Below are 12,831 nucleotides of genomic sequence, written 5' to 3' on the forward strand. Positions count from 1 at the left end.
CAAGAAGGTTAAAGAACAACCTTCATGCCGGCTCGTCTTATGCCTGTCGCCCCTGTTCAAGGCGCTTCCGCTTTTCCTTTTAGCTGTTCAACCCTAATCGTTCAAAGATGGTATCGACATGCTGCAGGTGGTAGTTGTAATCGAAGCAGTCTGCAATTTCTTCTGCTGAAAGCAGGCTGGTAATCTTCGCTTCTCCTTCTACCAAGCTGCGGAAAGGAACTTGCTTTTCCCATGACTCCATTGTTTTTGGCTGTACGGTATCATAAGCCTCTTCACGAGATAAACCTTTGTCGATCAACGCAAGAAGGACTCTTTGTGAATAAATCAAACCAAGTGTCCGGTCCATGTTACGTTTCATGTTTTCCGGATATACTGTCAGGTTTTTAATGATGTTGCCGAAACGATTTAACATGTAGTTCAAGGCAATCGTTGCATCTGGTAAAATGATCCGCTCTGCAGAAGAGTGTGAAATATCGCGCTCATGCCATAGTGGAACATTTTCATAGGCTGTCATCATATAGCCGCGAATCACACGAGCCAAACCAGTCATGTTTTCAGACCCAATTGGATTGCGTTTATGAGGCATAGCAGATGAACCTTTTTGTCCTTTTGCAAAAAACTCTTCTACTTCACGCGTTTCGCTTTTTTGTAATCCGCGAACTTCCACGGCGAATTTTTCAATCGACGTAGCAATCAATGCAAGAGTGGACATATAGTGTGCGTGACGGTCGCGCTGCAATGTTTGTGTGGAGATTGGTGCAGGCTGAGTACCCAGTTTTTCACACACATATTGCTCAACAAACGGGTTAATATTAGCGTACGTTCCAACTGCTCCGGAAATTTTCCCAAACTCAACACCAGCAGCAGCCTGATTGAAACGTTCCAGATTACGTTTCATTTCTTCGTACCAAAGAGCAAGCTTTAATCCAAAAGTAGTCGGTTCAGCGTGTACCCCGTGCGTACGTCCCATCATGACGGTAAATTTATGTTCGATCGCTTTGTTCTTTAGAATTTCAATAAAGTTTTCAAGATCCTTCCGGATGATTGCATTAGCTTGCTTTAATAAGTAAGAAAGTGCGGTATCCACTACATCCGTCGAAGTTAAACCATAATGCACCCATTTGCGCTCTTCCCCTAATGTCTCGGATACTGCGCGAGTAAAGGCAACCACATCATGTCTAGTTTCTTCTTCGATTTCCTTAATCCGGTCAATATTAAAGGATGCATTTTCACGAAGCTTCTTTACGTCTTCTTTTGGAATTTCACCTAACTCCGCCCATGCCTCACATGCAAGGATTTCAACCTCAAGCCAAGCTTTAAAACGGTTTTCCTCTGTCCAAATTGCACCCATTTCAGGTCTTGTATAACGATCAATCATCTTTTGGCCTCCAAACTTTTTTCTTCCCAAATCAAACTTTTCTCAACTTCTTCAATGGCGGTCTCAACCGAATCACAGAGAATGGTTACATGCCCCATTTTTCTTTTAAATTTTGCCTCTTCTTTACCATAAAGGTGAACTTTCCAATTTGGTAAGTCTGTTAACTTATCTAACACGTTTTGAACATGCTCTCCTAATATATTAACCATGACCGCAGGCTTTAATAGCTCTGTCTTACCAAGGGGCAGGTTACATACAGCCCTGATATGCTGTTCGAATTGTGATGTTTCACATGCTTCAATCGTATAATGCCCTGAATTATGCGGTCTAGGAGCGAGTTCATTTATGTAAATGATATCCCCCGCTGTTAAAAACATTTCAACCGCTAGTGTCCCAACTAACTCAAAAGCATTAGCAAGTTGTATTGCTGATTGAATTGCCTTATCCTCCGCCAGCTTACTAATACGTGCTGGAGCAATCGTTTGGTGGAGAATATTATCTTGATGAATATTTTCTCCAACCGGAAATACTGCACTTTCACCATTTGAATTTCTTGTGATAATGACGGAAATTTCTTTCGTAAAAGAAATCCATTTTTCCAGGATACATTGTCCGTTTTCAAGAAGTACTTGAGCCTTTTCAATATCCTGATGACTTTTTAGAACAACTTGCCCTTTGCCGTCATAGCCGCCTCGTGCTGTTTTCAAAACAACCGGATAACCAAGCCGTTCACAATGTTCATGAAGGTCATTCAGAGAATTGATGACTGCATATGGTGCCACCTGGACACCTGCGTTTGCAATTGCCGCTTTTTCTTTCACCCGGTCCTGAGTGATTTCAAGTAAACTCTTACCCTGTGGCACATAAGCTTGATTACAAAGCCACTCAAGCGCTGCGGCATCAATATTTTCAAATTCGTAGGTAATAACATCACTTACTTCAGCTAGTTGGCTAATGGCTTCAAGATCATCATAGCTGCCGATAATTTTATAATCTGCCACCTGGCCGCAAGGTGAATCTTCAACGGGGTCTAATACAGCAATTCGATAACCCATTGCTCTTGCAGAAAGAGCCATCATTCTTCCCAGCTGACCGCCGCCGATAATTCCAATCGTTTGCCCTGGTAAAATTGTTTTACTAGACAAGCTCATCACTACTTTCTATCGCTGCGATTTTTGCTTCAATGCGGACTTGTTCTAGTCTTTCTTGTATTTTTGAATCGTTAATTGATACAATTTGTGCCGCCAGTAAACCCGCATTTGTGGCCCCTGCCTTACCTATAGCCACCGTTGCCACTGGTACGCCTGCAGGCATTTGCACAATCGATAATAGAGAATCCATTCCATTCAGTGCCTTCGATTGAACAGGAACACCGATTACTGGCAATGTTGTCTTTGCCGCAACCATACCTGGCAGATGAGCAGCACCGCCTGCACCTGCGATGATTACCTTAATTCCTCTTACTCTAGCTTTCTCAGCAAATTCAAACATCAAATCAGGAGTACGGTGTGCTGAAACCACCTTTTTTTCATATGGAACCTCTAATCGGTCAAGGATTTCACAGGTATGCTTCATCGTTTCCCAATCGGATTTGCTCCCCATTATTACCGCCACAATCGGATTCATGTTCTCTCCCCTTTGTCTAGCTCCAGCGCCTAGGGGCTCGGTGGAAAAAGAAAAATCGCTTTTTCCTCGGTCATAAGCCAATTCGTCAAGAAGGTAAAAGAACAACCTTCTCGCCGGCTCGTCTTATGCCTGTCGCCCCTGGCAAGGCGCTTCCGCTTTTCTTACTTTACCAATATAAAAAGCCCAAAACAGATACTTCCCCAATTTCATGAAATGAGAGAAAGCAGTCTGTCCGGGCTGATATCGGCACAGTAAATGACCATGAAACGAGTCAACGTTTCCGGCATTTCCACTTCCCCTCATAGTCCAATCATTTACGGTAATTGGGTAGATACTTATGGGCCATATTCCCATTATTATACGAGGGTGTTACGTTATATATTTTTTTGACACCTTTATATTACAATTTAAGGCGCAAATGGTCAATAAAAACGAACGATTTTATTACTGGAAATTATAATGTTCGTTTTTACTCAGCGTGAATGGCTTCAAATACAATCTGTCTTCCGACCGGTTCATAGGTAGTTTCCTTTCCATTAACTACCTCCTGAAAAATTGGTTTTTCCGTACGGCGAACCGGTATATACCCCTGTTTTCTCATCCGCTCTAGACAAGCTTCAATACTTTCATTTTCTTGAACTTCAAATTGCATTTTCTTTTTACTCATGAAAATAATTTCCCTCTTTTCACAGACTTCACCCAGAACCCGCCATGTATAGCCTTAGGTTCATAGGAGATGATAAATGCTTTTGGGTCCAAATTTTTTATCGTTTCATATAATTTGAGTTCAAATTTTCTCGGCGTTAATATTTGAAGTGCCATCCGCTCTCCCTCTAGCCCATGAGCAGCCCAGTCGGTAACTCCGAACCCCTTCTCTCTTAATACTTTAGGTAAATCTTTATCGTATTCCTTTGTAATAACATTTACCGTAATATACCCTAAAGCCAGCTTCTCTTCAATTTTCATTCCTACAATAACACCTATACCATATCCTACAGCGTAAGCAATTAGGTTTTGAACTTCATTTAGGTTATTTAAAACCAGACCAAGACCTAAAACATAGATCACAACTTCAATCATACTCAAGCCCGCAGCCAAATAACGCTGACCTTTTAACGTTAGAATCATTCTTATCGTAAAAAATGAAACATAAACAATGTTGATAAGTAAGATAATCACAACCATCATAAAACTATTCTCTAACAATGCACTAAACCTCCATTCTATTTTAGCCAATTCTAGAATTGTTATTTTTTTAGTGTAACCTTTTTGGGTATTTTTTTCATTTAAATTAAAGAAGACCCGTCATTTGACAGGCCCCACACTAGGATTAATTTACTAAGGAGAGTGAATTTGAAGGATTTTCTTTTGCCCATTCAAGAATAGTTGTTAGAATGTCGTCCCAAATTTGATCATCGTCCGTTAAAAAATGTCCTGCTTCAGGAATAAAGTGTATATGGCAGTTTGGAATTGTAGCAGCCGCTTTTTTCATTTCCGCTGCCGGAGCCATCCTATCCCTTTCACCATGCCACACATCTATTGGCACAGGAATGTCTTTAAAGGAAAATCCCCAGGGCTTTGATAATAACACTGGCTCATTCACACATTCATCTACGGATACACGAAAGGCTTCGCCCATATGCAACATTAACCCTTTTAACTGTTGGTCTGTTTGTAAAAATTTGCGATCCCACTCATGTAAATGCTTGTTTCCCTTTTTGTTTTGCTCCATGAACTTTTATGGCTGCTCTTCAAGCAGCTTTTTTGTAGAACGGTAGCTTGCTCTTACAAGCCAGGGTGCTTTTCTAGCAAGAAAAAAACTATTTTATTGGCTGTCATCGTCCCTTTAGGAGACTTACCATTTACAAATGGCGTTTATATCGTCAACCCAATCCAGCAGCGTCCGATTTGGTTTCGGATCAGAAAGCCCAAAACCTGGCCGGTCCAATGATATTAACCGAATTCCTAATGTCTTTGAAAATTCATCATCCTCAAGAAATAGCAATCGTGACCCTGGCGTGCCATGAAAAAACATCACCGGCAGCCCTTGTTTCTCTCCATATTCAATCACAGCCAATTTCCTGCCATCTTTTAGTGGAACCATATAGTCTCTCACCAATTTCCCCTCCACAAGTTAATTTCACTTAATAGTTTAGTTAACTTAAGTATTAGCGAAAAAAATTTACTCCTTCTGAGCTTCAACCGCGATATGGTAGAGCTTTTCATGAATATCTAATAACTTTTCCAGATCATCCTTAGGCAATTTAGCGTAATACTTTTCAATGATAAACAGTTGATTTTTATCTACCATCTGATTATAGTGGCGGCCTTTTTCACCAAGTTGAACAATAATTTCACGGCGGTTGTCAGGATTTATCTCTCTTTTTACATAATCCTGCTTTTCAAGTTTTGAAATGAGCTGGCTCGCAGCACTGGCCGTTATCGATAAAAAGTGTGAAATTTCATTAACGGTTCGAGTTTTCACCCTCAAGAGCTCTAAGATTACTTGTTGTTTTGTGGATAGGTCAGCAAACTCATCGTTGATTAGTTTCTTATAGTCCTCTAAAAACAGTGAACTTAAAGCATTGGAGTACTCTATAATTTTACTGCATATGATTTCTAAATCTTTATTCACTTCTTTCACCTCTTCTTATTTTTAATATATACTCATTTTAATAATTAAGCAAACTTAAATATTAAGCAAAATAAAAACTAGGCTGAATGACCAGCCTAGACTTTAAATTAATGTTTTTTTCAAATTGCGTAAATAATGGTGACGGATAAATAAGAAATAAATAACTTGAGCGATAAAGAATCCTGCTAGAACAATGATCATCTCTGTAGCAATGGACAGTGTAAAAAGGCTTTGCAGCGCCATATAAGCAAATACACTGTGAATCATCGCTACGACGATTGGTACAAAGAAAAGCAGGACAAGCTGGCGGGTCACAATCTTGTTCAGTTCGCCATCTGTCAAACCAACTTTTTTAATCGTTAAATACAAACGGCGGTCGTATTCTAAATCGGCATACAGACGGAAATACAAGAAACTTCCCGCTGCAATAAAAAATACAGCTCCAATCAGTAAGGCAACAAACAACATCATCCGATACATGCTCATTTTAATATGATATAAGGTGCCGCTAACGGTCATGGCATATTCTTTTGAATCAATAATAGCAGTCCCATCATCTCTTGGAGCAAAAGCAGCCCCATTTTCTACTAAATTATCAGCAATCCCAGCGGTTTTTTCAAACTCATCTGTATAAAAGCCGGTAAAGGTATCCGTGCTTACCGCGGAAAGTTCTTGATACAATTTATCACTAATCACAAGACCTTCACTAAATAAAATTTGATACGGAAGAACAACATGTTCTGTTGCCTTATTTTGCAGGAGTTTAATATTCTCTTGTTTTAACGTATAGGTCTGCGAATCAAAGGTCTCGATTGACGATGTTAGGATAGCCAAGACTTGCGTCCCAGTCAGCTCCGCTTCGGTAAATGAATAACCGGCCATTTCTGACGACTTCTTATAGTCAGAAAATGCAATGACAGGCATTTTTGCATGTGCATATTCGTCAGACGAATCTGCTATTTCAACAAATTTGATAGGAATTTTTAGTGCAGCATAGTCTACCTTTTTTTCTTTTAACTCCTGTTCGATTTGTTCAATGTTTTTCTCGTGGATAGGATGTTCACCCTTCGCAATATAACTTACTGCTGCGGGGTAATTATCCTGAAATTCCTTATTCATCACATTCATGGACGCAAGTGTTCCTACTGCACAAAAAGCAACCGTGGAAACAATCGTGACCATGAAAAACATCCTGGCATTATCTTTTAAGCGATAGGCTAGACTTGAGAAGGTAATCATATTTGTTTTTTTCCAAAATAAAGATCGGTTCTTCTGGAGCAATTTAGTAAGGAACACCGATAGCTGGGTATAAAAGAAATAGGTTCCGATAATGGTCATCGTAATAACAGGCAGAATTCGAATTAACATCGTTTGAAGCGTGGTTGTTGCTGCCAAATAATAACTGGTGATTAATAGGACCGCAGACAATATGGAAAGCTTCTTAGAAACCTTTGGCTCCTTTTTAGGCTTTTCTCCTGCCTGAAATAAATCAATTAACTTATTAACCCTAACCAAGAATGTAGTAAAAATAGAAATACTTAAAAATAATACCAAAAAGGCTCCGACCGTCCATCCTAGTGCTTTTCCTGATAAATAGAATGGGAGTGACTCAATCCCAATCATTCTCGAGCCAATCATCAAAAACAATTTACCTGTGATGATCCCAGTACCTATCCCCGTAATAATGGCGGCAATGCCAATCAGCATATTTTCTAAGAAAACCATTGTGTTCATCTGGCTTCTCGTCATGCCATGCATCATTAATATCCCAAATTCCCGCTTTCTTGATTTTAAAAAGGTACTGACAGAATAAAGGACAAACAAGAAGGAGAAAACATACATAATCACTTCAGCAGCTGTCATTAATTCAATCGCTACAGCGGCTGTTACACCTTTTTTAATATCCGGGTTAAAGATAAATAGTGCATAAACAAAGAAAATCATGACTGAGAAAGCACTGCTTAAGAAATAGGCGGCATACGTCCTTTTATTTCGGACAACATTTCTAAAGGCGAACTGTCGAAAGGTCATGACTGTTCCCTCCTAGCAACGCCAGCATATCGATGATTTTTTGGAAAAATGCCTGGCGATTATCTCCTCGATAAATCTCGTTATAAAGCTGTCCGTCTTTTATAAAAATAACACGGTGACAGTAGCTCGCTGCAACGGCATCATGTGTCACCATTAAAGCAGTGGCACCATCTTCTTTGTTAATCGCAGAGATAGTTTCCATGACATCTTTAGCAGACTTTGAATCAAGGTTACCTGTTGGTTCATCCGCTAAAATAAGCGAAGGGTGATGAATAATCGCCCGAGCAATCGCAGTTCTTTGCATCTGCCCGCCGGAAATTTCGTACGTACGCTTTTTTAAGATGGAATCAATCCCTAGTTTTTGCGCAACCTGTTGAAGCTTTTTATCCATTTCACTAACCTTTATTCCATCAAGAGTAAGTGGCAGGACAATGTTCTCTTCTACCGTTAACGTATCCAATAAATTAAAATGTTGAAAAACAAAGCCGAGTTCATGTCTGCGGAACAACGCTGTTTCCTTACGATTTAATTGATGGGGATTTTTCCCGTTGATTAAGACCTCACCAGAACTAGGTTGATCGATCGTTGAAATTAAATTTAACAGAGTCGTCTTCCCGCTTCCTGACGGACCCATTATTCCAACAAATTCACCCTTTTCAACTGAAAAATTTATATTTTCTAAGGCTTTATGTGCCAATTTTCCCTCATATATCTTTGCTAATTGTTTTACAGTTAAGATTGACAAGACCTTCACTCCTCGCTCTTTATTTATGTCTCTATTTTAGCTAGTAAAGGACCTTGGCAGCTATTTCATAAACTTACAGTTAGCTTACAAGATTGTAAGGTTGATTATTAAAAAATGATACGGACGGCAGTCCCTTTATTAATCGTTGATTCAATCTCGACCCGATGTCCTAATTTATCGCATATTTGCTTCACCAAATAAAGACCCATTCCGGTTGACTCTTGAAATTTCCGGCCATTTTCACCTGTAAAATAAGGATCAAACACTCTAGACAGATCGCTTTCGGGGATTCCCACACCTTGATCCTGTACTTCTAACACAACGTTCGCACCACGTTTAAAGCCGTTTAGAAATAGTTTTCGATTATGATCCTGTGTATACCGTACTGCATTCGTTACAATCTGGGTTAAGACAAATGACAGCCATTTTTCATCAGAAGCTATATTCAAGCCTCCCTCTATGTGAATGGAAGGAAAAACACGATTTCGGATAAATAATCGTTTTTGATTGGAAGTAACCGAACGTACCACCTTTTCTAATGGGAGCATTTCTACGTAAAAGTCATGTTCAAATTCATCCAAGCGGGCTGTATATAACACCATATCTAATCCTTTTTTCATCCGGTCCAGCTCATCCCCAATCGCTGTAAACCGGGGCTCATCCTCATCCTGAATCATCAAATGTATAACAGACAAGGGTGTCTTCATTTGGTGAACCCATTGATTAATAAACTGAACATGAGCCTTCAGCTTATGCTGATAATGATGTAATTCATTCTGATACTGACGGTATTGACTTTTTAATAACCCATTTAGACTAACGGCTAATGGGGCCCCAGACCCTGCCTCAATAAATTCATCCAACGGAGTATGTGGTTCTTCTAAACGCAAGTAAAAGTTTCGATGGGTCAGATACCGATAAATTAGGTACCCTATTAACAAACAGCTGCTAAGGATTGCTGCATACAGACAAATCGAATAATTTTGGTACCCGTCCAGCCAAAAAATAAATAAGATTAGAACTAATTGAGCTATGTAGACAATAATGAGAGGAATTTGTTCCCTTAAGAAAAGCTTCAAGACGCACTCCCCCAATTGGGTGAAAGTCGATATCCTTGTCCACGAATCGTTTGCAAAGCGTCCTCAATCTTTAATATCAGCAGCTTCTTTCGTACACGCGTAATGTATACATTTAACGTATTGTCATCAACAAAAACTTGATCGTCCCAAATTTTTTCGAGCAAGCGGTCACGGCTGACGACTCTCTCGGACCTTCTCATTAATTCCTCTAATATTCTAGCCTCTGTATGACTAATTTCTACCTTCTGGTTTTGATAGGTCAAAGTTAATCTTTCTACATCTAGTTTTAGCCCTTCTATATCGATTAATCGATCACCTTGAGCACGAGCAAACTCCCCATATGCACGACGAAGCTGACTATTGATTTTAGCAACAGCAATATCGTAGTCAAATGGCTTTGTGATATAGTCATCTGCTCCATTTTCTAACGCCATTACTTGATCCATCTTTCCTTCCCGGGCTGAAATAAAAATAATTGGGCAGGTGGATACTTTGCGAATCTGGCGGCACCAATAATAGCCATCGTATTTAGGCAAATTTACATCAAGTAAGACAAGGTGCGGGGAGTACCTTTCAAATTGTTCCAAAACGGAATCAAACTGATCAACTGGCTGTGTATCAAATCCAAACTTATGTAAATGTTCATTAAGCAGTGATACAAGCTGTTTATCATCTTCTACGATAAAAATTTTAAACATACTTTTCTCCTTTTATTGGGAAATATAAGATTTAAAGATAATTGGCGGGTGACTTTAATGATGAAAAAGGTACTTATACTGGCTTTTCTAATATTTTCTTTCCTTCCTGTTGCTGCCTCAGCAGATCCTAAGGAAAATTTGAAAGCCGCTTTTGTAAGAGACGATCATTTATGGATAAAAATAAAAGAGAAGGAAATAAAAATTGAAGATACGGGTTATGTACGTTATCCAAAATGGTCTTTCGATGGCAGCTGGGTCGCTTATTTAAAGGGAGCCAAGGAAGGGGATATTATGGATCTCTGGGTCTACAATCTAAAGAGAAACAGACATTTTAAGGTTAAAGAAAATGTTGGCGTCAACTTCCAATGGGCTCCGAATGAAAATTCAATTGGTTTGCAGGCTGCAAAAAATCTTTTTATTTTACATACCAGGCAATTGGGGCTAATTACGCCTATAGCAAAAAACATAGAAAATTTCTCTTGGCAGCCATCCGGCAAAGGTTTACTTATCTCCACTAAAAAAAGTCCTGAACTTCATTCAGATATTATTTTATCAAAAGTTATCTTAAGAAAAAAAGAAATGCCTGCTGTTAACGATTTTTATACCATTAAGATAGGCGAAAATGAAATATATGCATCTACTAGTGAGTTTAAGTGGTCAAATGATAAGAAGTGGATTAGTTTTTTGTTAATCCCCACAGCTTCCTTATCGGCTGATGGAAATACGCTATGTGTCTTATCGGCTAACGGGAAAACATTTAAAAAGATAGATGAAATGTTAAATGAGCCCATATGGTTCCAATGGGCACCATTTCATGCGTTGTTAGGATATGTAAGTGGTGTTGGGCGAGAAGCGACGATAAACAAGAAGCTGAAAGTCTTAACAGTACCATCAATGAAAAACGTTAACCATACCCCAAGGGGTTATGTTGATCGTGATTTGACGTGGCAAAATAATCGAAGTGTAATCGTGTCTCGTTCGAAGGAAAATGGTTCTGGGGACTTTAGCGAAGGAGTATTGCCAAGCCTATATAAGATTAGCCTAACAGATAATAACCAAACCCAAATCACGGTTCCTTCTGAGAAAGATGGAGATTTCAGACCAGAAATCGTTAAAAATAATTTGATCTGGATTAGAACTGACCGAAAGAATGCAGATGTTATGATTTCTCCAACGTATAAATCTGGAGAGGTGGTTTGGGTAAAAAATATCAATCTCGGGAGTTCCTATTATGAAAAATGGAGTTGGGATGAGGTGTTTAGCTTATATACGGGGAGGTAATTTGAAGATCATTGGAGAGCCAGGCTGGCTTTAGTGCCTGGCTCTTTCCCCAAAAATTATTTTTCTTCAATTAATTTATTGGTTAGTGCACCTAATTTTTCAACTTCGACAGTTACCACATCACCCGGTTTCAAGTAAACTCGTTTTTCCAATGGGTAGCCTATGATAACACCCTCTGGAGTTCCAGTTAAAATGACATCGCCAGGAGTAAGAGTCATGTGCTGCGAAATATAGCTGACAATTTCATCTACATAAAAAATCATATCAGATGTATTGGAATCCTGACGCATTTCTCCATTCACATACGTTTTTAATTGCAAATTGTTAGGATCACGTACTTCATCAGCAGTTACAAGATATGGACCTATAGGACTGAAGTCATCACATGTTTTTCCCAGTAACCATTGGTTTGATCTTTTCTGCAGGTCACGTGCTGATAAATCATTTGCTGTACAATAGCCAATTACATAATCTAAAGCATTTTCCTTACTTACATACTTTGCTTCCTTCCCAATTACCACCCCTAACTCAACTTCGTAATCCAGCCTTTGGGTCACCTTTGGCACAGCTATCTCACATTTATGCCCTGTTAATGTATTATTATATTTACTAAATAATACAGGTTCTTTTGGATATGGCGACTTTGTTTCATCGGCATGTTTACGATAATTTAAACCTACACATATAATCTTGTTCGGTTGTGTGACACATGGCCCCCACTCAACTTCATCTTCATTTATAATATAATTTGTTTTATTTTCAGCTGGCAGATTTGTAATGTAGTCCTCGAGTGTAGAAATGGCTTCAGGCCCACCCGCGATTACCTCCATGATATTTGTATGTATTTGATTGTTAGGACTTACTTTTAATGCTTCTTCTAAGTCAATTATGCCGTTCTCTATTTTCACACCTAACACATGCTTGCCTTCTTTTTTAATGGTTACTAGTTTCATTGAATCATTATCCTCCTAGATTTCAGCTTCCTAAACATCTGATTTCTCTATTACATCCTTTTTATCCTTCTTTCTCCTTTAATTAATTAAAGTGTTATTTTGGAATTAGCAGTTACTTTATCATAAAGCAGGGATTGATTCCGTTTAAGTGTTATCCGTTACCGTTTTCTCTAAAAGTACCACCTCGCAGGCACGATTCTCTGACTATCGTTCCCTCTTTCTTCAAAAGTGCCACCTCACGGGCACGATTCAACAACTTCTTCCTTTCAGAACATACAAAAAAACACAACCCTTATCAGGTTGTGCTTCGTTTGCCTGGCAACGTCCTACTCTCACAGGGACAAAGTCCCAACTACCATCGGCGCTGAGAAGCTTAACTTCCGTGTTCGGTATGGGAACGGGTGT

14 protein-coding genes, 1 rRNA gene and 1 riboswitch are annotated in these 12,831 nt (G+C 39.2%); of the genes, 1 reads left to right on the forward strand and 14 read right to left on the reverse strand.

The features are described 5' to 3' along the window. Window positions 1–79 precede the first annotated feature (79 nt). The 12 genes from purB to ACIQAA_RS29810 all read right to left on the reverse strand — a co-directional run bounded on the left by purB (window position 80) and on the right by ACIQAA_RS29810 (window position 10,192). Complete coding sequence (gene purB / locus ACIQAA_RS29755) at window positions 80–1,378, reverse strand: adenylosuccinate lyase (protein ID WP_402626823.1); 1,299 nt, start codon at window positions 1,376–1,378, stop codon at window positions 80–82. Continuing rightward, a complete protein-coding gene (gene purK / locus ACIQAA_RS29760) occupies window positions 1,375–2,529 on the reverse strand; it encodes a 5-(carboxyamino)imidazole ribonucleotide synthase (protein ID WP_402626825.1) in 1,155 nt (384 codons plus the stop codon). Before purK ends, purB begins: the two co-directional genes overlap by 4 nt. Continuing rightward, window positions 2,516–3,004 (reverse strand): 5-(carboxyamino)imidazole ribonucleotide mutase, encoded by a 489-nt coding sequence (gene purE, locus ACIQAA_RS29765; protein ID WP_402626827.1) that lies wholly within the window; start codon window positions 3,002–3,004, stop codon window positions 2,516–2,518. Before purE ends, purK begins: the two co-directional genes overlap by 14 nt. A gap of 282 nt (window positions 3,005–3,286) precedes the next feature. Continuing rightward, window positions 3,287–3,388, reverse strand: a riboswitch (purine riboswitch). 85 nt (window positions 3,389–3,473) lie between these two features. Beyond that, window positions 3,474–3,671 (reverse strand): NETI motif-containing protein, encoded by a 198-nt coding sequence (locus ACIQAA_RS29770; RefSeq protein ID WP_402626830.1) that lies wholly within the window; start codon window positions 3,669–3,671, stop codon window positions 3,474–3,476. Then, window positions 3,668–4,210, reverse strand: coding sequence for a DUF2179 domain-containing protein (locus ACIQAA_RS29775; protein WP_402626833.1), 543 nt, complete (start codon window positions 4,208–4,210; stop codon window positions 3,668–3,670). Before ACIQAA_RS29775 ends, ACIQAA_RS29770 begins: the two co-directional genes overlap by 4 nt. 124 nt (window positions 4,211–4,334) lie before the next feature. Continuing rightward, window positions 4,335–4,736 (reverse strand): alpha/beta fold hydrolase, encoded by a 402-nt coding sequence (locus ACIQAA_RS29780; RefSeq protein ID WP_402626836.1) that lies wholly within the window; start codon window positions 4,734–4,736, stop codon window positions 4,335–4,337. 123 nt (window positions 4,737–4,859) lie between these two features. Beyond that, window positions 4,860–5,120, reverse strand: coding sequence for an alpha/beta fold hydrolase (locus tag ACIQAA_RS29785; RefSeq protein ID WP_402626839.1), 261 nt, complete (start codon window positions 5,118–5,120; stop codon window positions 4,860–4,862). Window positions 5,121–5,186: 66 nt separating this feature from the next. Then, window positions 5,187–5,639 carry a MarR family winged helix-turn-helix transcriptional regulator gene (locus ACIQAA_RS29790; RefSeq protein ID WP_402626842.1) on the reverse strand — a complete coding sequence of 151 codons (453 nt, stop codon included), beginning with the start codon at window positions 5,637–5,639 and terminating at the stop codon, window positions 5,187–5,189. 102 nt (window positions 5,640–5,741) lie between these two features. Further along, window positions 5,742–7,670 (reverse strand): ABC transporter permease, encoded by a 1,929-nt coding sequence (locus ACIQAA_RS29795; RefSeq protein ID WP_402626845.1) that lies wholly within the window; start codon window positions 7,668–7,670, stop codon window positions 5,742–5,744. Further along, window positions 7,645–8,415, reverse strand: coding sequence for an ABC transporter ATP-binding protein (locus tag ACIQAA_RS29800; RefSeq protein WP_402626847.1), 771 nt, complete (start codon window positions 8,413–8,415; stop codon window positions 7,645–7,647). Before ACIQAA_RS29800 ends, ACIQAA_RS29795 begins: the two co-directional genes overlap by 26 nt. A 107-nt stretch (window positions 8,416–8,522) precedes the next feature. Continuing rightward, a complete protein-coding gene (locus tag ACIQAA_RS29805; protein ID WP_402626850.1) occupies window positions 8,523–9,494 on the reverse strand; it encodes a sensor histidine kinase in 972 nt (323 codons plus the stop codon). Continuing rightward, complete coding sequence (locus tag ACIQAA_RS29810) at window positions 9,491–10,192, reverse strand: response regulator (RefSeq protein ID WP_402626853.1); 702 nt, start codon at window positions 10,190–10,192, stop codon at window positions 9,491–9,493. The genes ACIQAA_RS29805 and ACIQAA_RS29810 overlap by 4 nt, the downstream gene beginning before the upstream one ends. A gap of 60 nt (window positions 10,193–10,252) precedes the next feature. On the opposite strand from ACIQAA_RS29810, the gene ACIQAA_RS29815 reads away from it, so the two are divergent. After that, window positions 10,253–11,473, forward strand: a complete 1,221-nt coding sequence (locus tag ACIQAA_RS29815; RefSeq protein ID WP_402626855.1) for a hypothetical protein — start codon at window positions 10,253–10,255, stop codon at window positions 11,471–11,473. A gap of 56 nt (window positions 11,474–11,529) precedes the next feature. Here ACIQAA_RS29815 and ACIQAA_RS29820 read toward each other — a convergent pair whose 3' ends face one another. Both ACIQAA_RS29820 and rrf read right to left on the reverse strand, forming a co-directional pair. After that, window positions 11,530–12,426, reverse strand: coding sequence for a fumarylacetoacetate hydrolase family protein (locus ACIQAA_RS29820; RefSeq protein WP_402626858.1), 897 nt, complete (start codon window positions 12,424–12,426; stop codon window positions 11,530–11,532). A gap of 313 nt (window positions 12,427–12,739) precedes the next feature. Next, window positions 12,740–12,831, reverse strand: a 5S ribosomal RNA gene (gene rrf / locus ACIQAA_RS29825); the annotation flags it as partial.

The sequence above is a fragment of the Neobacillus sp. NPDC093182 genome (genome assembly GCF_044754045.1).

Bases quoted from the DNA above. Each gene is read 5' to 3' on its own strand.
- purB (WP_402626823.1), bottom strand. From the start codon at position 1,378: ATGATTGATCGTTATACAAGACCTGAAATGGGTGCAATTTGGACAGAG.
- purK (WP_402626825.1), bottom strand. From the start codon at position 2,529: ATGAGCTTGTCTAGTAAAACAATTTTACCAGGGCAAACGATTGGAATT.
- purE (WP_402626827.1), bottom strand. From the start codon at position 3,004: ATGAATCCGATTGTGGCGGTAATAATGGGGAGCAAATCCGATTGGGAA.
- ACIQAA_RS29770 (WP_402626830.1), bottom strand. From the start codon at position 3,671: ATGAGTAAAAAGAAAATGCAATTTGAAGTTCAAGAAAATGAAAGTATT.
- ACIQAA_RS29780 (WP_402626836.1), bottom strand. From the start codon at position 4,736: ATGGAGCAAAACAAAAAGGGAAACAAGCATTTACATGAGTGGGATCGC.
- ACIQAA_RS29795 (WP_402626845.1), bottom strand. From the start codon at position 7,670: ATGACCTTTCGACAGTTCGCCTTTAGAAATGTTGTCCGAAATAAAAGG.
- ACIQAA_RS29810 (WP_402626853.1), bottom strand. From the start codon at position 10,192: ATGTTTAAAATTTTTATCGTAGAAGATGATAAACAGCTTGTATCACTG.
- ACIQAA_RS29815 (WP_402626855.1), top strand. From the start codon at position 10,253: ATGAAAAAGGTACTTATACTGGCTTTTCTAATATTTTCTTTCCTTCCT.
- ACIQAA_RS29820 (WP_402626858.1), bottom strand. From the start codon at position 12,426: ATGAAACTAGTAACCATTAAAAAAGAAGGCAAGCATGTGTTAGGTGTG.